At 47.0% G+C, this 18,897-nt stretch carries 18 protein-coding genes; 17 read left to right on the top strand and 1 reads right to left on the bottom strand.

Features of this window, described 5'->3' with window-relative positions; all coding sequences use genetic code 11:
* Positions 1-10: 10 nt before the first annotated feature.
* The 4 genes from rimO to htpG all read left to right on the top strand — a co-directional run bounded on the left by rimO (position 11) and on the right by htpG (position 4,783).
* Positions 11-1,339 carry a 30S ribosomal protein S12 methylthiotransferase RimO gene (gene rimO / locus D081_RS00820; protein WP_085022239.1) on the top strand — a complete coding sequence of 443 codons (1,329 nt, stop codon included), beginning with the start codon at positions 11-13 and terminating at the stop codon, positions 1,337-1,339.
* A 2-nt stretch (positions 1,340-1,341) separates the two neighbouring features.
* Entirely contained in the window at positions 1,342-1,821 is a 480-nt protein-coding gene (locus tag D081_RS00815) for a CinA family protein (protein ID WP_085022238.1), read from the top strand.
* Positions 1,822-1,917: 96 nt separating this feature from the next.
* Complete coding sequence (locus tag D081_RS00810) at positions 1,918-2,655, top strand: hypothetical protein (protein WP_085022237.1); 738 nt, start codon at positions 1,918-1,920, stop codon at positions 2,653-2,655.
* A gap of 169 nt (positions 2,656-2,824) precedes the next feature.
* Positions 2,825-4,783 carry a molecular chaperone HtpG gene (gene htpG / locus D081_RS00805; protein WP_085022236.1) on the top strand — a complete coding sequence of 653 codons (1,959 nt, stop codon included), beginning with the start codon at positions 2,825-2,827 and terminating at the stop codon, positions 4,781-4,783.
* A 94-nt stretch (positions 4,784-4,877) separates the two neighbouring features.
* Here htpG and D081_RS00800 read toward each other — a convergent pair whose 3' ends face one another.
* Positions 4,878-5,732, bottom strand: coding sequence for an AraC family transcriptional regulator (locus D081_RS00800; protein ID WP_085022235.1), 855 nt, complete (start codon positions 5,730-5,732; stop codon positions 4,878-4,880).
* A 242-nt stretch (positions 5,733-5,974) separates the two neighbouring features.
* On the opposite strand from D081_RS00800, the gene D081_RS00795 reads away from it, so the two are divergent.
* The 13 genes from D081_RS00795 to sdaAA all read left to right on the top strand — a co-directional run bounded on the left by D081_RS00795 (position 5,975) and on the right by sdaAA (position 18,896).
* A complete protein-coding gene (locus D081_RS00795) occupies positions 5,975-6,301 on the top strand; it encodes a hypothetical protein (protein ID WP_085022234.1) in 327 nt (108 codons plus the stop codon).
* Between the two features lie 149 nt (positions 6,302-6,450).
* A complete protein-coding gene (purE, locus tag D081_RS00790) occupies positions 6,451-6,945 on the top strand; it encodes a 5-(carboxyamino)imidazole ribonucleotide mutase (RefSeq protein ID WP_085022233.1) in 495 nt (164 codons plus the stop codon).
* 60 nt (positions 6,946-7,005) lie between these two features.
* Complete coding sequence (gene purC, locus D081_RS00785; RefSeq protein ID WP_085022232.1) at positions 7,006-7,722, top strand: phosphoribosylaminoimidazolesuccinocarboxamide synthase; 717 nt, start codon at positions 7,006-7,008, stop codon at positions 7,720-7,722.
* A 62-nt stretch (positions 7,723-7,784) separates the two neighbouring features.
* Positions 7,785-9,203 carry an amidophosphoribosyltransferase gene (purF, locus tag D081_RS00780; RefSeq protein WP_085022402.1) on the top strand — a complete coding sequence of 473 codons (1,419 nt, stop codon included), beginning with the start codon at positions 7,785-7,787 and terminating at the stop codon, positions 9,201-9,203.
* A gap of 12 nt (positions 9,204-9,215) precedes the next feature.
* Positions 9,216-10,268 (top strand): phosphoribosylformylglycinamidine cyclo-ligase, encoded by a 1,053-nt coding sequence (gene purM / locus D081_RS00775; RefSeq protein ID WP_085022231.1) that lies wholly within the window; start codon positions 9,216-9,218, stop codon positions 10,266-10,268.
* A complete protein-coding gene (purN, locus tag D081_RS00770; RefSeq protein WP_085022230.1) occupies positions 10,261-10,875 on the top strand; it encodes a phosphoribosylglycinamide formyltransferase in 615 nt (204 codons plus the stop codon). Before purM ends, purN begins: the two co-directional genes overlap by 8 nt.
* Before the next feature lie 25 nt (positions 10,876-10,900).
* Positions 10,901-11,494 carry an IMP cyclohydrolase gene (locus D081_RS00765; protein WP_085022229.1) on the top strand — a complete coding sequence of 198 codons (594 nt, stop codon included), beginning with the start codon at positions 10,901-10,903 and terminating at the stop codon, positions 11,492-11,494.
* Positions 11,494-12,774: a phosphoribosylamine--glycine ligase gene (gene purD / locus D081_RS00760; protein ID WP_085022228.1), complete on the top strand. Its 1,281-nt coding sequence runs from the start codon at positions 11,494-11,496 to the stop codon at positions 12,772-12,774. Before D081_RS00765 ends, purD begins: the two co-directional genes overlap by 1 nt.
* A gap of 49 nt (positions 12,775-12,823) precedes the next feature.
* On the top strand, positions 12,824-13,087 hold the full coding sequence (locus D081_RS00755; protein ID WP_085022227.1) for a hypothetical protein: 264 nt from the start codon (positions 12,824-12,826) through the stop codon (positions 13,085-13,087).
* 294 nt (positions 13,088-13,381) lie between these two features.
* Positions 13,382-16,312: an insulinase family protein gene (locus D081_RS00750; RefSeq protein ID WP_085022226.1), complete on the top strand. Its 2,931-nt coding sequence runs from the start codon at positions 13,382-13,384 to the stop codon at positions 16,310-16,312.
* A gap of 98 nt (positions 16,313-16,410) precedes the next feature.
* Positions 16,411-17,295 (top strand): 4-hydroxy-tetrahydrodipicolinate synthase, encoded by an 885-nt coding sequence (gene dapA / locus D081_RS00745; protein ID WP_085022225.1) that lies wholly within the window; start codon positions 16,411-16,413, stop codon positions 17,293-17,295.
* A 57-nt stretch (positions 17,296-17,352) separates the two neighbouring features.
* Positions 17,353-18,015 (top strand): L-serine ammonia-lyase, iron-sulfur-dependent subunit beta, encoded by a 663-nt coding sequence (gene sdaAB, locus D081_RS00740; RefSeq protein WP_085022224.1) that lies wholly within the window; start codon positions 17,353-17,355, stop codon positions 18,013-18,015.
* Between the two features lie 11 nt (positions 18,016-18,026).
* The gene (sdaAA, locus tag D081_RS00735; protein WP_085022223.1) at positions 18,027-18,896 is read left to right on the top strand and encodes an L-serine ammonia-lyase, iron-sulfur-dependent, subunit alpha; all 870 of its coding nucleotides are present in this window, start codon (positions 18,027-18,029) and stop codon (positions 18,894-18,896) included.
* Position 18,897: the final 1 nt, after the last annotated feature.

The following is an 18,897-nucleotide window of genomic DNA, read 5'->3' as shown; positions in this document are numbered from 1 at the left end:
GAGGTAAAGCTTGAAAGCAGGATTTGTAAGTCTTGGCTGTTCCAAGAATTTGGTAGACACAGAGGTAATGCTGGGCCTGATTAAGGAACGGAATATTGAACTGGTAAATGCCCCTTCGGATGCAGACATTCTCATTGTAAATACATGTGCCTTTATTCAGTCTGCAAAGGAGGAATCCATAAATACAATTTTGAATATGGCTGAGTATAAACAGCCGGATAAGGGCCATTGCAGGTCCCTGATTATTGCTGGCTGTCTGGGACAGCGTTATGGCCAGGAGCTTTTGGATGAGCTGCCGGAAGCAGATGGCATCATTGGAACTGAGGCCTGGGACCGTATAACCGAGGTTATTGATGAAACCTTAAAGGGCAACCGGGTTGTGGTGAAGGGCGAGGATGAAATTATCTATGATGCGTCGGTTCCCAGAATTCCTACTACTCCTAAATATACCGCCTATGTGAAAATTGCCGAGGGCTGCAATAACCGTTGTGCCTTTTGTGCAATTCCTCTTATCAGGGGAAAGTTCCGCAGTCGTAAGCTGGAGGACATTGTAGCAGAGGTGAAGCAGCTGGCAGAGAACGGGGTTAAGGAAATTGTCCTTATTGCCCAGGACACCACCAATTATGGCCATGATATTTATGGCGAGCCAAGGCTGGCCCAACTGTTAAAGGAGCTGTGTCAGGTGGAGGGGATTAAGTGGATCAGAACCCTTTACAGCTATCCACGCTTCTTCAACGATGAGCTCATTGATCTCATGGCCCAGGAAGAAAAAATCGTTAAATACGTGGATATTCCATTGCAGCATGCCAGCAATGAGGTGCTGAGAAGGATGCGCCGTCCGGATACCAAGGAGCAGATTACGGAGCTGCTGCAGAAGCTGCGGGATCGGGTGCCTGGAGTAGTTATTCGTTCCACCTTTATAGTGGGCTTCCCTGGGGAAACTGATCAGCAGTTCCAGGAGCTGAAGGCCTTTGTGGAGGAGCAGCGGTTTGACCATGCGGGGTTCTTCACCTATTCCAAGGAGGAGGATACTCCTGCTGCGGATATGGAGGATCAGGTTCCGGAGGAAGTTATGCAGGACCGCTATCACGAAATCAAGGCTGTGCAGAGCCTCATTTCCCAGGAGATTAACGAATCTCTCACGGGACAGGTGCTGGAGGTTATTGTGGAGGGGCATACTGATGAAGGCATGCCTTATGGCCGTTCCTATCGTCAGGCTGATGATGTGGATGATTTGGTTTATATCGAAGATGATGAAACCAGTCAGGTGGGAGATGTGGTCAAGGTACGAATTCTCCAGGGCTTTACTGAGGACCTGGTAGGAGAGCTGGTTGATTAATTATGGAAAAAACATTAGAAGAACAGGCGGGACAGGCACTGCTTGATACCCACCAGACCATCGCCTGTGCTGAATCCTGCACCGGGGGACTGTTGACCAGCCGCCTTACGGATGTGGCAGGCAGCTCCGCTTATGTTCTGGGATCAATTGTGTCCTATACCAATGAAGTGAAAATGTCACATTTGGGGGTAAAGGAAGCCACATTAAAGGAATTTGGTGCAGTAAGTGAACAGACTGCAAAGGAAATGTCCAGTGGGATCAAGGGGCGAATTGGTGCCGATATTGGAGTAGGAATTACCGGAATTGCGGGTCCCGGTGGTGGCAGCGTGGAGAAACCGGTGGGCTTGGTGTATATTTCCGTTGCCGGACCTAAAGGCGTGGTTGTGACTAAAAACCTATTTTCCGGTACCCGTACTGAAATAAAGCGGCAAACTACTGACAAGGCCTTGACAATGCTGATAGAATATATAGGTAAGTTTTAATGCTTATTTAATACAACTTTCACTAGATTTTCAAAATTGGTAACTAGAATAACCATTAGAGAAATTCAACTTAAATTGAATTGTGGGGGAATAATAATGAAGATTAAAAACGTGTTATCAAAGAGCTTAATGGCCATCATGATGGGAGCTTTTCTCATGGTGCCTGCCATGTCCTCTGTATCTGCCGAGGAGGCAGCAGCACCGGCAGCTGCTACTGCAAATGCTGATGCCAATGGAGATGTTACGATTGATGTTTCACTGCCATACAAGTACACCAGCACCCGCTACGGCTACAGCATTATGTGCCCAACCCAGCCTAACGTGGTACCGGCCAGCCTGTTTGACGAAACCGCCAAGGGTGATATCCTTATTTTCGAGGGGAATGTGGATGATGTAAAGAAGGCCTGGATAGTGCTTATCAATGCTTATGATGAGGGAGAGATTCCGGCCAATGCCGGCAGTGTTTCCGATGATGAGCGCAAGACCATTCTGGACAACTTTGCCAACAAGCATGTTTTGACCAATACCCGGGTGGTAGAGGTAGCAGAAAATGTTTATGGCATTTATGGTGTTACTCCGAAGGAGCTGCAGGTTGATACCAACGGTGATGGTACCTTTGATGATACTATTACAGCAGAAAGCCAGATGGTACAGACCTATTTGCCAGGAGAGTTCGGCGGTCATTTCATGATTTCCTTAATTGACAGTCCGGAAATCTCAGTGCCTGGTGTAGCAACCTACAATGCTGGTCTGACCACCTTCAAGCAGTGGCCAACCTCTGAGTATCAGGAATTCCTGGAGCTTTCCAAGCTGCCAAAAAAGAAGAAAAAATAATTAAGAAGTGAATTTCCAAGAACCTGTACAAAAGTACGGGTTCTTTTCTTTTGCGACACTTTGACATTTTTGACTTTTTGATGTATTATATCAATTGTGAGTTAGCACTCAGACTATGGGAGTGCTAAAAATTATCAAAAACATCATTTATATAAAGGAGTCTTTAAAAATGGCAAAAGAAACCCATGAATTTCAGGCGGAAACGAAACAGCTGCTGAATCTCATGATTCACAGCATTTATACAAACCACGAAATCTTCCTGCGGGAACTGATTTCCAACGCTTCCGATGCAATCGACAAGCTGCATTTTGAATCCCTGACCAACAAGGAAATTTTGGAGGGCAACGAGGATTATGAGATTTTCCTCATTCCTGACAAGGAAAGCCATACCCTTACCATTTCTGATAACGGTATTGGCATGAACAGGGAAGAGGTAGTGGAGAATCTTGGTACCATTGCCAAGTCCGGTACCAAGGCTTTCCTGGAGCAGCTGAAGAAGGAAAAGGAAAATGCCGGCAATATGGAAATCAGTGATAATCTGATTGGTCAGTTCGGCGTAGGCTTTTATTCTGCATTTATGGTTGCAGAAAAGGTTACTGTAGTGACCCGCAAGGCCGGTGAAAAGAACGCTGTACGCTGGGAGTCCACCGGTGACGGCTCTTACACCATGGAGGAGTGCGATAAGGAAACCAGAGGAACTACCATTACCATTACATTGGGCAAGGATTTCTATGGTGACAATGCCGAGGAAAACTTTGCTGACAATTGGAATATCCAGAGCCTGGTAAAGAAGTATTCTGACTATGTTCGTTATCCTATCAAGATGAATTTTGAAACTGAGGAAACTCCTCGGGACGAAGAGGGCAAGGAAATTGAAGGTGCAGAAAAGATTAAGAAGACTGAGGTTCGCACCCTTAACTCCATGCAGCCATTGTGGACCAAGAATAAGTCCGATATTACCCAGGAGGAATACAGCAAGTTCCTGAAGACTCAGTTCCATGAATGGGAAGAACCAATGGAGGTATTCCACAACAAGGCTGAGGGTACCGTAGAGTACACATCTCTCCTGTACATTCCTGCCAAGGCACCATTTAACCTTTATCATACTGACTATGAGCCAGGTATTCAGCTCTATTCCCGTCACGTATTTATCATGGACAAGTGCAAGGATTTGCTGCCGGATTACTTGGGCTTCGTAAAGGGTCTGGTTGATTCTCCTGACCTTTCCCTGAATATTTCCCGTGAGCTGCTGCAGCAGAGCCGCGAGCTGAAGACCATCGGCAAGAACATGGAAAAGACCATCCTGAAATCCTTGGAGAGAAAGCTCAGCAAGGACCGTGAGGGTTATGAGAAGTTCTGGGCTGAGTTCGGCAAGTCCCTGAAAATCGGTATCTATAACAGCATGTTCACCGGCAATGATATCATCAACAAGCTGAAGGAGCTGCTGCTGTTCGTATCCTCCAAGGAGGGCAAGAACGTATCCCTGAAGGAATACGTGGAGCGTATGCCTGAGAGCCAGAAGAAGATTTATTATGCAACTGGTGTGGATCAGGCTACCATCGAGAAGCTGCCACAGATGGAGCTTTTGAAGGAAAAGGGTATTGAGGTTCTCTACCTTCTTGATCCAGTGGATGAGTTTGCCATTGAAGCTATCCGCACCTATGCGGACAAGGAGTTCCAATCCATCAGCCGTGGCGACCTGGATTTGGACGATGCTGAGTCCCAGGAGGTTAAGAAGGAAACTGAGGAGCTGGCAAAGACCAACGATGACCTTATCAAGGACATTAAGGAGGCCTTGTCTGACAAGGTAGCTGAGGTTAAAATCAGCGCCCGCCTGAAGTCCAGTGCTGTATGCCTGGTGGCTGATGCTCAGGGCCCGTCCCTGTCCATGGAGCATACCTTCGCAGCCATGGATAACCCTATGTTCAAGGCTAAGCGTATTTTGGAGATTAATCCACATCACGCCCTCTTTACCCGTCTCCAGGGCTTGCACTCCGCCGGCAAGGATAATCAGGATTTCAAGGATTATTGCGACCTGCTCTACACTCAGGCCCTTATTATCGAGGGTATTATGCCGGAAAATCCTGTTGACTTCGCCAACAAGATTGCAGAGCTGATGGCAAAATAAGTTCTCAAATAGAATAAAGCTATAAAATAAAAAAGTCCTATGACTAATGCAGGAGTAGCTGCAAAAGTCATGGGACTTTTTGTGTTGTTGCTTTTTAGCCTTTTCGGTATTCTCTGGCAGAGACTTTGAACTGCTTTTTAAACTCCCGGGAGAAAGCAGAGTAGTCACGGAAACCGCACTGGAAGCAGATATCCGTAATAGGGGAAGCGGTGGTGTTTAGAAGCTCCTTGGCCAGGAGAAGCCGCTTGCTGGTGATGTACTGGTGGACGCTGTAGCCGGTTTCGGCCTTGAATTTTCGCATGAGGTGGTACTTGCTGACAAAGGCAGTATCGGCAAGCTGATCCACGGTCAGGTCCTCCTCTAAGTGAGAATTTATATATTCCAGAACCAGTTGGACCTTTGGGTCGTAGGAGGCATCATGAAGCTGCTGCAGCTGGTTGTCCTGCAGGGCCCGGTTTAGCAGTATCATAAACTCGATAAAGAGAATTTCGGTATATAGCTGGTTGGCAAAGCCCTGCTCATGGTCCACCCGTTCCAGCTTATTCATGTGGTATAGCAGATCATGCTCCGGCCCCTTGGGCATGTGCATAACGCTGGAGGTTTCCCGGGCCAGCTTGAAGCACTGGGAAAGATCGTTTTTATTTTCTCCCCAGGTGTTGTTCTTCCAGTGGGTAAGAAACTCCTGGGACACATAGATAACGATACGCTCATAAAGCTTGCCGGGATAGGTGACCGGACGATGAATTTCTCCGGCACTGACAAAAAGAATATCCCGGGGCTTCAAAGGATAGTTTTTTCCTTCAATAATGTATTGTCCTTCACCGGCAATAAAAAGAATTATTTTATGGAAGTCATGGTAGTGAAAGGGTACTTCCTTCATGGAAACATCCTTCAAATGAAAGATGCGAAAGTGCTGGTGCAGGTATCCTCTCTTAAAATATTCAGACATAGTAGTATCTCCCGTAGTTAAGCAGTTGCAGAGCTCATGGGGGTAGGGGGCGGTTACATAGAACAGTTAAGACACAGGGCGTTTTAGCACTGTGGCTGTGTTCTGGATAACTGTCTCTACCACTAATATTACCTTTATGACCCTATTATAGCACTTTTTGCAATATAAATAGCAATATTTTCATATTTTGTGTAAAATATGCCTGCTATAATAAAACCATCAAAGGTAAGGAGGTTTTGACCATGCAAATCGTATATGGCTTAGACATAAACAACATTAAATATCTGGTACTTGACTACAATGAATCCCTCATGAACGGCCGGACTGTTCAGAAGCTGGCAGCTTTCAGAAATGGTATTGGGGCTGACAAGGTGGTATTCATGGACATGGTTAATGATACTGTTATTGCCATCTACAACGCAGAGGGTCATAACGTAGTTCCTGACATGGATGATTTTAAGGCAGCAAAAGCAATTTCTGCCGGCAGCTTTGACCGTGAATATCATGTAACTGATTATTATTTAAGTACAATTGTGGTCGAAAAACCGATGATAAAGACTGCATGTTAATAGCAATCAAGCTGAAGTAATATAGACACTGTTGACAGGGGAGGTAAAGGGCTCCTTTTCGTTGACAGTGTTTTATTTTTGATGTTATATTGTATGGGTAAGTTATCGTCTGGTAAGATTCAATTTTTAACAGAGGAGTGAAGAAGGAAATGAAAGCAGCCATTATTATGGGTAGCGATTCAGATTGGCCAATCTTAAAGCCGGCATATGAGCTTTTAAAGCAGTTTGGCATAGAGTCAGAGGTTGTTGTAGCTTCGGCACACCGTACCCCTGGCAAGGTTAAAGAAATAGTGTCTACTGCACCGGAGCGAGGTGTAGGAGCATTCATAGCAGCAGCTGGTGCTGCAGCACACTTAGGTGGCGTTATTGCGAGTTATACCACCCTGCCGGTTATTGGAGTACCTATAAATGCTACTTCCTTAAACGGCATGGATGCATTGCTTAGTACAGTTCAGATGCCTTCAGGCATACCTGTAGCTACTATGGCAATTAACGGAGCAAAAAACGCCGCCATTTTTATTGCAGAAATTTTCGCTCTGTCCAACAAGGATATTGCTGATAAGCTTGTTAAGTATAGGGAAAAGATGGTTTCCGATGTTGAAGCAAAGGCTAAGCGGGTTGAGCAGTCACTTAACAAGGACTAAGCTTTTGTTTTTACATATAGATTTATTTTTTAGGTTTATTTAATGGAGGTTATTTAAACAATGGAAAAGAAGAACGCAATCTACGAAGGCAAGGCAAAGATTTTGTACGCAACTGAGAACCCTGACCAGCTGATTTGCTACTACAAGGATGATGCTACCGCTGGTAATGGTGCTAAGAAGGGTACAATTGTGGATAAGGGTATCATGAATAACAAGATTACCATGTTCTTCTTTGATTTGTTGGCAAAAGAGGGCATCGAGAACCATGTTGTTGAGGTTATTGATGACCGCAATGTTTTGATTAAGAAGCTGGACATCGTTCCTTTGGAGGTTATTATCCGCAATGTGGCCGCCGGTTCCCTGGCAAAGCGTCTTGGCCTGGAGGAGGGTACTCCTATGTCCATGCCTGTTATTGAGCTGTGCTACAAGAATGATGATTTGGGTGATCCAATGGTAAACCGCTATCATGTACTGGCCTGCAAGCTGGCTTCTGCTGAGGAGCTGGACGAGATTGAGGCTCAGTCCCTGAAGATCAACAAGATTATGGTGGATTACCTCAAGACCAAGAACATTGATCTCATTGACTTTAAGCTGGAGTTCGGCCGTGACAAGAATGGCAAGATTGTCCTGGCTGATGAGATTTCTCCTGACAACTGCCGCTTCTGGGATTCCGTAACCAAGGAGAAGCTGGACAAGGATCGCTTCCGTCGTGACCTTGGCAATGTTGAGGACGCTTACAAGGAAATCTTAAAGAGATTGACCGGCGAAGTTCGCTAATTCACGATTATTGAATATTTAGATAGGATGGTTTTAGAGTGATTGATTTAGAAGAAGACAAGATGAAGGAGGAGTGTGGCGTCTTTGGCGTTTACTCCCGGGAATTCAATGTCTCCGAATTGACTTACTATGGACTTATTGCCCTGCAGCATCGCGGCCAGGAAAGTACAGGTATTGCTGTCACTGACGGAGCCTGGATGGACGTGAGCCGTGGTATGGGCCTTGTCCGTGAGGTGTTCCGCCATCAGATACCTCAGATGGAAAATCAGTATATTGCCATCGGCCATGTGCGTTATTCCACCACTGGCTCCAGCCTGTTGGCCAATACTCAGCCATTAATGGTTTCCTATTCCGGTGGCAAGATTGCATTGGCTCATAATGGTAATCTTACCAATGCCGGTGAAATCCGCAAAAAGCTGGAGGAAAGTGGCACTATTTTCCAGACTACCATTGATTCTGAGGTTTTTGTAAATCTTATTGCCCGTTCGAGAAAGGTTACCATTGAGGAGAAAATCATTGATAGCCTGAAGAAAATCAAGGGTGCATACTGTCTCACAATAATGACTGAGGACAAGCTCATTGGAGCCAGGGATCCTCAGGGCTTCCGTCCGCTTTGCATTGGAAGGCTGGAGGATGGTGGCTATGTGCTCAGCTCCGAAAGCTGCGGTCTTGACGTGGTGGGGGCAGAGTTCATCCGTGATGTGGAGCCGGGTGAAATGGTGGTAATTGACGAGCATGGTATTGAGTCTCACCATTTTGCCAAGCCTAAGCCATCCATGTGCGTATTTGAGTTTATTTATTTTGCCCGGCCTGATTCCATCATTGACGGTCAGAGTGTTCATGAGTCACGCTTTGAGATGGGACGCATTTTGGCAAAGAAGGCAAAATGCAAGGGTGATATCGTAATATCTGTTCCTGATTCCGGCAATGTGGCGGCCTCCGGATATGCCTACGAGGCAGGACTGCCTTATGTCAGCGGTCTTATCAAGAACCGTTACATTGGAAGAACCTTTATTCAGCCAAGCCAGAAGCAGCGCGATACTGCGGTAAAGCTGAAGCTGAACCTGGTTAAATCCGTGGTAGCCGGTAAGTCTGTTATCGTGGTGGATGATTCCATTGTTCGTGGTACCACCAGCGGCAAAATTGTAAAAATGCTGCGGGATGCCGGAGCCAAAGAGGTGCATATGGTTATCAGCTCACCACCGATTGGCTTCCCTTGCTTCTATGGAATCGATACCTCAGCCCGCAAGGAGCTTATTGCTGCCACCAAGTCGGTGGAGGAAATCCGTGAGTATATAGGTGCTGATTCACTGCTTTATATGGAGCTGGAGGACCTGAAAAAGTGTGTACCGCAGCTTAATCCAAAAAATATGTGTTTTGCATGCTTCAATGGCGGTTATCCAATTCAGCAGAAGACCCAGTCTCCTGCTGAGGCAGATAAGTATATTTTTGAAACCAGAAAGAAAAAGAAAGATTGTTAATGGGGGATATAAATGGAAGAAAAGCTGACCTACCGTGACGCCGGTGTTGACATTGATGCCGGTAATTACTCTGTAAAGCTTATCAAGGATAGCGTAAAGGCTACCTATCGTCCTGAGGTTTTGGGTGATTTAGGTGGTTTTGGCGGTCTCTTTGCCCTGAACACCGGAAAGTACAAGGAGCCAGTGCTGGTTTCCGGTACTGATGGTGTTGGTACCAAGCTTCGTCTGGCATTTATGCTGGACAAGCATGATACCATTGGTCAGGATGCAGTGGCCATGTGCGTAAATGATATTCTGGTACAGGGGGCTGAGCCACTTTACTTCTTGGATTATCTGGCAGTTGGCAAGCTGGATCCTGAGCAGGTTGCAGCTGTTGTAAAGGGTGTTGCCAATGCCTGCAAGGAATCCGGTTGTGCTCTCATTGGCGGCGAAACTGCGGAAATGAGCGGTTTCTATCCTGTTGGGGAATATGATATTGCTGGTTTTGCTGTGGGGGTTGTGGACAAATCCAAAATCATTACCAGTGAAAAGGTAAAGGCGGATGATGTACTTCTGGCGCTGCCGTCCTCCGGTGTTCATTCCAATGGCTATTCCCTTGTACGCAAGATTGTATTTGAGAAGATGGTCTACAAGGGTGACGAGTTCATTGAGGAGCTGGGCAGGACCATTGGTGAGGAGCTGCTGACGCCAACCAGACTTTATCCGAAAACCTGTCTGCCACTGATTGAGAAATATGATATTCACGGTATGGTTCATATTACCGGTGGTGGCTTCTACGAGAATATTCCGCGGGCATTGCCTGATGATATGGGCTGCGTAGTGGATACCACCGCCTGGGAAGTTCCGGCTGTCTTTAAGCTCCTTCAGAAATGGGGCAACGTGGACTGGAAGGAAATGTACCGTACCTTTAATATGGGTATTGGTATGGTCCTTATTGTGTCCCGTGAGGATGCTGAGGCCATCAAGGCTGACCTTAAGGCCAAGAATGAGCCGGTATTTGAGATTGGCCATGTAACTACAGGCAATCATGAGGTTATTACCAAAGGCGGCGTGTTCAATGAGTAAGCATATATTAGGTATTCTCTGCTCCGGCCGGGGTTCCAATATGCAGTCTATTCTGGCTGCTATTGAGTCCGGCCAGATCAAGGCTGAGGTAGGAATAGTGCTTACCGATAAGCCGGAGGCCAGAGCCCTTGCTGTAGCCAGGGAAAATGGGATTAAAAGTGTCTGCATAAACCGTAAGGAGTGCAAGGACCAGCAGGACTTTGAGGAGCAGCTGGTGGCTGAGCTCAGAAAGGCCGGGGTTACCCTGGTTATTCTGGCAGGCTTTATGCGTATTTTAAGTCCATATTTTGTAGGGGAATACCGCCATCAGATTTTAAATATTCATCCATCCCTGTTGCCATCCTTCGGTGGGGCTCATGCCCATAGGGATGTGCTGGCTTATGGTACAAAGGTATCCGGCTGCACTATCCATTTTGTGGATGAGGGGATGGACCACGGTCCGATTATCCTGCAGGATACGGTGCCGGTTATGGATGATGACACGGAGGACACTCTGGCGGCCAGGGTGCTGACCAAGGAGCATGTTCTTTATCCAAAGGCTATTGAGCTATATGTTGACGGGAAGCTGGAGCTTATTGACGACCGTCATGTACGCATAAAACAATAACTTTACTAATAAAGGAGACTTTACTATGAAAATCAAACGCGCATTAATCAGTGTATCTGACAAAACAGGTGTGGTTGAGCTGGCAAAGCGACTTCATGCAGCAGGAGTAGAGATTGTTTCTACCGGCGGTACTATGAAGGCTATCAAGGAAGCGGGTATTCCTGTTATCTATGTCAGTGATGTTACTGGTTTTCCTGAGATTATGGATGGCCGTGTAAAGACCCTGAATCCAATGATTCATGGTGGTATTCTGGCAGTCCGTGATAATCCTAATCATGTGCAGGCCATGAAGGAGCACAAGATTACCGGTATTGACATGGTAGTAGTAAATCTCTATCCATTTAAGGAAACCATTTCCCGTCCGGATGTGGCTTTGGCTGAGGCAATTGAAAACATTGATATTGGTGGACCGGCAATGATTCGTGCTGCAGCCAAGAACTTCAAGTATGTTACCGTTATTACCAATCCGGGCCGTTATGCCGAGGTGGCAGAGCAGATTGAAAAGAACGGCTGTGTAAGCGGTATGCTCCGTATGGAGCTGGCTCAGGAGGCTTTCAGGCATACTTCTGAGTATGATGATTGCATTCAGAACTATCTTATGGAGCAGGTGAATAAGTAATGAATATTTTAGTAATCGGCAGTGGCGCCAGAGAGCATACTTTGGTATGGAAGCTGGCTCAGAGTGCCAAGGCTGACAAGCTGTATGCTATTCCTGGCAATCCTGGCATGGCATCCCTGGCGGAGTGTGTTCCGGAGATTTCCATTACAGATAATGATTCCATGGTAAAGTTTGCCAAGGAGCATGATGTGGAATTGGCTGTAGTGGGCCCGGAGGTTCCATTGACCAATGGTGCGGTAGATGCCTTCAATAAGGCTGGCATCAAGGCCTTTGGTCCGGTGCAGGCTGCGGCTGAAATCGAAGGCTCCAAAGCCTTCTCCAAGGGCTTGATGAAGAAGTACAATATCCCTACTGCCAAGTATGAGGTGTTTACTGATGCGGCAGCAGCCAAGGAATACATCAAGGCTGAAGGGGCCCCAATTGTAATTAAGGCTGATGGCCTGGCTGCCGGTAAGGGCGTTATTGTGGCCATGACCCTTGATGAAGCATTGGGGGCTATTGACGAAATCATGGGTGACGGTGCTTTCGGCAGTGCCGGCAGCCGTGTGGTGGTAGAGGAATTTATGGCCGGTGAGGAAGTTTCCGTACTGTGCTTTACTGATGGCAAGACCATTATTCCCATGGTGCCTTCCCAGGACCACAAGCGGGTTAATGATAACGATGAGGGACCGAATACTGGTGGCATGGGTGCCTATGCACCGGCTCCGGTTGGTACTCCTGAGCTTTTGGCAGAAACCCAGAAGCTTATTTTGGACCCGGTTATCAAGGCCATGGAAAAGGAAGGCCGCCTTTATAAGGGCTGTCTGTATGCCGGTCTCATGGTTACTGACCAGGGCCCACGGGTAGTGGAATTCAATGCCCGTTTTGGTGATCCGGAGACCCAGGTGGTGCTGCCACTTTTGGAAAGTGATCTGGTGGATGTTATGCTGGCCTGCATTGATGGCACCTTGGCTGAAACTGAGGTTAGGTGGAGTCAGGGAGCTGCTGTGTGCATTGTTATGGCAGCCGGCGGTTATCCAAAGAAATACAACAAGGGTGACGAGATTACCGGACTTAAGGAAGCAGAGGTGGGCGGCAACATCGTGTTCCATGCCGGTACTTCTGAAAAGGATGGTCACATCTACACCAATGGCGGCCGTGTGCTGGGGGTAGTGGCCAAGGCAGCTGGTATCAAGGACGCAGTGGATTCTGCTTATGCCTCCGTTGATAAAATCCATTTCAAGGATGCCCACTTCCGCCATGATATAGCTCATTGGGCTTTGGAACGCTTGAAGAAGTGATAAATCTGCTGTATACTTGAAGCATAATCTAATGAACGGAGTGAGCTCTATGGTCGTTAATGAAAATGTTAATGAGAACGTTAATGAGAACGTTAATAAATTGGTGAAGGACCATGCTGTCAACAGGCCTGAAAAGATGAGAAGTACGGCAGAGATTACTGCCAGATACAATCTTTCCTGCAAGAAGTATAAGGAGCTGAAGTCTGCAAAGGCTGAATTTCGTGAGCAGAAGGTTATGGTATATGCAGAATTGAAGGTTCTTGGCTGGGTGCTGGGCAAGAGTGAGCAGACCATTTCCAAGGATGCAAATTAATAATTGCTTTTTGACTGCCCTGTGAGTTTTCATGGGGCAGTTTTAAATTGCTTTATTTTCATTGACAATAAAATTCAACTAAATTCAGGTGGAGTTTAAAACTCCATCTGAATAAGTTATCATTTTATGCTATACTAATATCGTTAGTTCAATGAGACTATTCAGCGGGAGATTTATACTCCCACTGAATTCAGTCGAATTGATCCAGAGCTTATGGGTGCTTATCCCCCACCTAAGAGGTGGGAGACTTAGCACCTGTTAGCGTGGGATGAAAATTGAAGGAGGTCATTTTTTATGAATGTAAATGACGTTATCCATGGCTTTAAGCTGATAAAAATTGACAATGTGCCGGAGGTTGCTTCCGACACCTTTGAGTTTAAACATATTAAGAGTGGCGCCCGCCTGATGTATCTGAAAAACAAGGATGATAATAAGGTATTTTCCATTGCCTTCCGTACTCCGCCCACAGATGATACTGGCGTGCCTCATATTATTGAGCATTCAACTCTGTGCGGCTCCCGCAAGTTCCCGTTAAAGGAGCCTTTTGTGGAGCTGGTTAAGGGTTCTCTGAATACCTTCCTCAATGCAATGACCTATCCGGATAAGACCGTATATCCGGTGGCCAGCTGCAATGACAAGGATTTCCATAATCTGATGGATGTTTATCTTGATGCGGTATTCTATCCGGTAATGCTGGAAAATCCTGAGATTCTTATGCAGGAGGGGTGGCATTACGAAATCGAAAAGCCTGAGGAGCCATTGCAGTACAGTGGTGTCGTTTATAATGAAATGAAGGGTGCCCTGTCTTCTCCGGAGGATTTGTTGGCCAATGAAATCATGCGGGCCCTGTATCCTGATACAACCTATTCCAATGAGTCCGGCGGTAATCCGGTGGCAATTCCAAATCTGACTTACGAACAGTTTAAGGAATTCCATCGGAAGTATTATTCTCCGGCCAACAGCTATATCTATCTTTACGGAGATATGAATATCGAGGAGCAGCTGAAGTTTATTGATGAGGAATACCTCAGCCATTTTGATATTGTGGACGTGAATTCCACCATTGAGCCACAGAAGGCCTTTAATGAGATTAAGCAGGTGGTAGCCGATTACCCTATTGGTGAGGCCGAAACCACCGAGGCCAAGACCTTCCTGTCCTATTCCGTGGTGGCCGGTGATACTGATGAAGTTGAAGATTTGATGGCCATGTCCATTTTGGAGGATGCTCTTTTAAAGAATCATGCGTCACCTTTGCGTATGGCCCTTATTGAGGCCGGCATAGGTCAGGATGTGTCCTCCAGCTTTGACGGGGCAATGCTGCAGCCATTCTTCAGCATTGAAATGAACGGCTCTGAGCCACAGCATGCTGATAAGTTTGTGGAGGTTATCCGCACTACCTTGGCGAAAATCGTGGAAGAGGGCATTGACCGTAATCTGTTGGAGGGTACCCTGAACCGCATGGAATTCCGTCTGCGGGAGTCTGATTTTGGTACTGCACCGAAGGGCCTCATTTATAATCTGACCATGATGAACAGCTGGCTCTATGACCGGGATCCGTTGATTATGCTTCGTTATGAGGAATTGCTGGTATCCCTTAGGGAGAAGCTGTCCACCCGTTACTATGAGGAACTTATTCAGACCAAGCTTCTGGATAATAAATTTGGTGCTTTGGTAGTATTGAAGCCAAATGTTACCATGGCGGCGGATAATACCAGGAAAATGGAAGAAAAGCTGGCCAAGGTCAAGGCCGGCATGAGTCAGGAGGAAATCCAGGGACTCATTGATGCAGCCGCCAAGCTGAAGCTACGTCAGCAGACTCCGGACAGCCCGGAGGCCCTGTCTTCCATACCGTTGCTTAAAATTTCCGATATTAATCCTAAGGCCCGGGTTTTCCCGCTTGAGGAAAAGGAAATTGATGGTGTAAAGGTATTGTTCTCTGACGTTGATACCAAGGGGATAGTATATTATTCACTGTATTTTGACATGGACGTTGTTCCACAGGAGCTGATTCCTTATGCCTTCCTGTTCAATGACCTTATGGGCCGGGTAGATACCAGCTCCAATGATTATGTTGAGCTCAGCAAGAAGGTTACCTTCTATACCGGCGGTATGGGGGGCGATATTGATGTGTTCCCGATTGCCGGCCAGCCTGATGAGTTCCGTCCAATGTTTAGGCTCACCTCCAAGGTTTTCTACCGCAATCTGCCAATTGCCGTGGACTTGATGGAGGAGATTATCAATGAGACTCTCTTTGACAATGATACCCGCTTAAAGGAACTGATTGTCCAGTCCAAGGTGGGCATGGAAATGGAAATGCTGAATTCTTCCGTAGCCGTGGCCCGCAGCCGTTTGGCCTCCTTTATTTCCAAGGATGGTGTCTTTGAGGAAATGGGTGAGCTGTCCCTTTATCCAATTTTGAAGGATTTGGCGGATAACTTTGATGAGCGCTTTGCGGATTTCAAGGCCAAGCTCCAGCAGATTAAAAAGCTTTTATTTAGCAGTCAGCGTCTTACCATTGGTGTAACCATGCCAAAGGCAGATTATGGCAAGTTTGAAGGGGAAATAAAACGGCTTATTGCAGCCTTGAAGAATAATAAGGAGGCGGACGCTGCCCCTAGGGTAGCCTATAATCTGCCGGTGGAAAGCCGGAAGGAAGCCCTGCTGTCCTCCAGCCAGGTGCAGTATGTAGGAAAGGGCGGCAACCTCATAAAGCTGGGCTACGATGTGCCGGGCTATCTCCGGGTTATGGAGGTTATGCTTAAATACGAATACTTCTGGATTAAGATAAGGGTTCAGGGTGGCGCTTATGGAGCCATGACCAGCATTAACAGCAATGGCAATGTAATGTTCCTGTCCTATCGTGACCCTAAGCTGAAGGAAACCCTGCAGGTGTTTGATGGTACTGCTGATTTCCTGAAGAATTTTGATTCAGATGAACGGGAAATGACTAAATATATTATTGGTACCATCAGCAATGCTGATATGCCATTGACTCCAAAAATGACCGGTAGCTTTGCCCAGAGCCTGTATTTCAGAAAGTACAGCCAGGAGCAACGTCAGAAGGTAAGGGATGAGATCCTTTCCACCACTCCGGCAGATATAAGAAACCTGGCTCCGGCTATTGAGGCAGCCATGGCAGCCGATAATATCTGTGTTTTCGGTAATGAAACTGTTCTTGAAAACAATAAGGATGTCTTTGATAAGCTGACCCGGGTAATGGATTAATAATTGTGGCGGTTTTTGTGGACATTGATTGACTTTGTTCACTCCCCATGTGATAATTATCTTAGTTATGTAGCATGACGATGTTTGGAGGTTTTTTTGTGAAGGATGTTGTTTTTAGAGGTGCGGGTGTAGCCGTTATTACACCGTTTACCGAAGATGGGATCAATTTCGAAGAGCTGGGTCGTGTTATTGAGGACCAGATTGCCGGTGGTACGGATGCCATCGTGATTACTGGTACTACTGGCGAGTCCGCTACAATGTCTGATGAAGAACACAAAGCCGCTATTAAATATGCAGTGGAAAAGGTTGCCGGCCGTATTCCGGTGGTTGCCGGTACCGGCTCCAATGAGACTGCTTATGCCATTCAGCTGTCCCAGTACGCTGAAAAGGTTGGGGCCAATGCCCTGCTGGTGGTTACTCCATACTACAATAAATGTACCCAGAAGGGCTTGATTAAGCATTATACAGCCATTGCTGATTCCGTGAACATTCCTATTATTATGTACAATGTTCCGTCCCGTACCGGGGTAAATATTCAGCTGTCCACTTATAAGGAGCTGTCCAGGCATCCACGGATTGTGGCAGTTAAGGAAGCCAGTGGCGATTTGTCCCAGATTGCCAAAATCCGTCATGCATGCGGTGATGATCTGGCTGTTTATTCCGGCAATGATGACCAGATTGTTCCTATCCTGTCCTTGGGAGGCCAGGGGGTTATTTCCGTCCTGTCCAATGTGGCACCAAAGGAAACCCATGATATATGCCAGTTGTTCTTTGATGGCAAGGTTCAGGAAGCATCCAGGCTGCAGATTGAGTTTATTGACCTCATCAGTGCCTTGTTCTGTGAGGTAAATCCTATCCCTGTCAAGGTTGCTATGCGTATGAAGGGCTACAATGCCGGACCATTGCGCCTGCCATTGACAGAGATGGAGCCGGAGCACGAGGTTATGCTGGAGAAGTGCCTGGAGGCACATAATCTGCTTTAGTCATATTTAGGGGCTGCAACTGAGTTTTGCAGTCCCTTTTTTATTTAGGAGGTTACTATGAGAGGTGTGTTTGACATTGTAGGCCCTATTATGATAGGTCCGTCCAGCTCCCATACAGCTGGTGCGGCCCGTCTGGGCCTGATGGCAGGAAAAATTTTGGGGGAGCCGGTGGCAAAGGCGGAGATACTGCTGCACGGATCCTTTGCCAGAACCTATCGGGGGCATGGTACGGATAAGGCCCTGATAGGCGGCTTGCTGGGCTTTTCACCGGAGGATGAGCGTATTCGGGATGCGTTGGAAATTGCCAGGGAGCGGGGCTTGGAATATTCCTTTGCTCCAATTGATCTGGGTGACGCCCATCCGAATACGGCTGTATTTGTCATGACAGGGGTAAACGGCCGTCAAATCACGGTTGGTGGTGCTTCTGTTGGAGGCGGCAATATTGAGGTACGCAATATAGATACCTTCCAGATTGCCCTTACTGGCCAATATCCGTCCCTGATTATTGTACATACGGACAAACCGGGTGTTATTCGGGAAATATCCGATGTATTGGCCAAGCATCATGTAAATATCGCCTTTATGCGGGTTTTCCGGCGTAACCGCGGCCAGCAGGCCATGATGATTATTGAGACGGATGAAGAGCTGACAGAGGATATTATTCAGGATTGCCGCAGCACCGGTGTTATTGAAAATGCCTTTGCAGTACCAGCTATATAGGAGAGGAACCCATGGTAAATTTTAATTCAATAAAAGAGCTCATTGAGCTGGCAAAAGAAAGAAAAACCACCATTGGTAAAATCACCATGGAATATGAGCAGGAGCATTCCTTTGAAAGTGAGGAGCATATGCTTAAGTCCATGCAGGATAACTGGCATGTAATGCAGGAATCCATTGAGCGGGGTATTGCCAATAAGGATAAATCCCTTAGTGGACTCACCGGTGGTGACGCTGTAAAAATATATGCCCATAGGGATGACAGCTATACGGGACGAACAGTAATGACGGCGGCAGCCAGCGCTGTTGGTGTCAGCGAGGTTAACGCGGTAATGGGCCGGATTGTGGCCTGTCCAACAGCAGGCTCCTGTGGTATTGTGCCGGCGGCTATAAAAACTGCGGCGGAAAAGAACCACAACACGGAGGAAGAGATTTTGGATGCATTGTTTACTGCAGCTGGAATTGGTCTGGTAATTGAAGCCAATGCATCTATTGCCGGTGCCTATGGTGGTTGTCAGGCTGAGTGCGGTACGGCGGCTGGTATGGCGGCTGGGGCCATGGTGCAGCTGGCCGGTGGTACTCCTGACCAGGTGGGCCATGCAGTGGCCTTGGCCATAAAGAATCTGCTGGGCTTGGCCTGTGACCCGGTGGCAGGGCTGGTAGAGGTACCTTGTGTAAAGAGAAACGGCTTTGTATCGGTTCATTCCATGGTGGCGGCAGATATGGCCCTGGCCGGAGTAGAGTCTGTTATTCCGGTGGATGAGGTTATTGATGCCATGGACCGTATTGGCCGAAGCCTGCCTCGCACCGTAAAGGAAACTGCCGAGGGCGGATTGGCGCTTACCAGGACAGGTAAAGAAATCTCCAAGCGGGTATTTGGATAAG

This window comes from Anaerovibrio sp. JC8 (assembly GCF_002100115.1).
In the GTDB taxonomy this organism is placed as follows: Bacteria; Bacillota; Negativicutes; order Selenomonadales; family Selenomonadaceae; genus Anaerovibrio.
This window is presented reverse-complemented; position numbering and strand designations above follow the sequence as displayed.

Excerpts from the sequence above, each read along its gene's own strand:
- htpG (WP_085022236.1), top strand. The coding sequence starts at position 2,825 with ATGGCAAAAGAAACCCATGAATTTCAGGCGGAAACGAAACAGCTGCTG.
- D081_RS00800 (WP_085022235.1), bottom strand. The coding sequence starts at position 5,732 with ATGTCTGAATATTTTAAGAGAGGATACCTGCACCAGCACTTTCGCATC.
- D081_RS00815 (WP_085022238.1), top strand. The coding sequence starts at position 1,342 with ATGGAAAAAACATTAGAAGAACAGGCGGGACAGGCACTGCTTGATACC.
- purC (WP_085022232.1), top strand. The coding sequence starts at position 7,006 with ATGGAAAAGAAGAACGCAATCTACGAAGGCAAGGCAAAGATTTTGTAC.
- sdaAA (WP_085022223.1), top strand. The coding sequence starts at position 18,027 with ATGGTAAATTTTAATTCAATAAAAGAGCTCATTGAGCTGGCAAAAGAA.
- D081_RS00755 (WP_085022227.1), top strand. The coding sequence starts at position 12,824 with ATGGTCGTTAATGAAAATGTTAATGAGAACGTTAATGAGAACGTTAAT.
- purM (WP_085022231.1), top strand. The coding sequence starts at position 9,216 with ATGGAAGAAAAGCTGACCTACCGTGACGCCGGTGTTGACATTGATGCC.
- purF (WP_085022402.1), top strand. The coding sequence starts at position 7,785 with ATGAAGGAGGAGTGTGGCGTCTTTGGCGTTTACTCCCGGGAATTCAAT.
- purE (WP_085022233.1), top strand. The coding sequence starts at position 6,451 with ATGAAAGCAGCCATTATTATGGGTAGCGATTCAGATTGGCCAATCTTA.
- D081_RS00810 (WP_085022237.1), top strand. The coding sequence starts at position 1,918 with ATGAAGATTAAAAACGTGTTATCAAAGAGCTTAATGGCCATCATGATG.
- purD (WP_085022228.1), top strand. The coding sequence starts at position 11,494 with ATGAATATTTTAGTAATCGGCAGTGGCGCCAGAGAGCATACTTTGGTA.
- sdaAB (WP_085022224.1), top strand. The coding sequence starts at position 17,353 with ATGAGAGGTGTGTTTGACATTGTAGGCCCTATTATGATAGGTCCGTCC.
- D081_RS00765 (WP_085022229.1), top strand. The coding sequence starts at position 10,901 with ATGAAAATCAAACGCGCATTAATCAGTGTATCTGACAAAACAGGTGTG.
- D081_RS00795 (WP_085022234.1), top strand. The coding sequence starts at position 5,975 with ATGCAAATCGTATATGGCTTAGACATAAACAACATTAAATATCTGGTA.
- purN (WP_085022230.1), top strand. The coding sequence starts at position 10,261 with ATGAGTAAGCATATATTAGGTATTCTCTGCTCCGGCCGGGGTTCCAAT.
- D081_RS00750 (WP_085022226.1), top strand. The coding sequence starts at position 13,382 with ATGAATGTAAATGACGTTATCCATGGCTTTAAGCTGATAAAAATTGAC.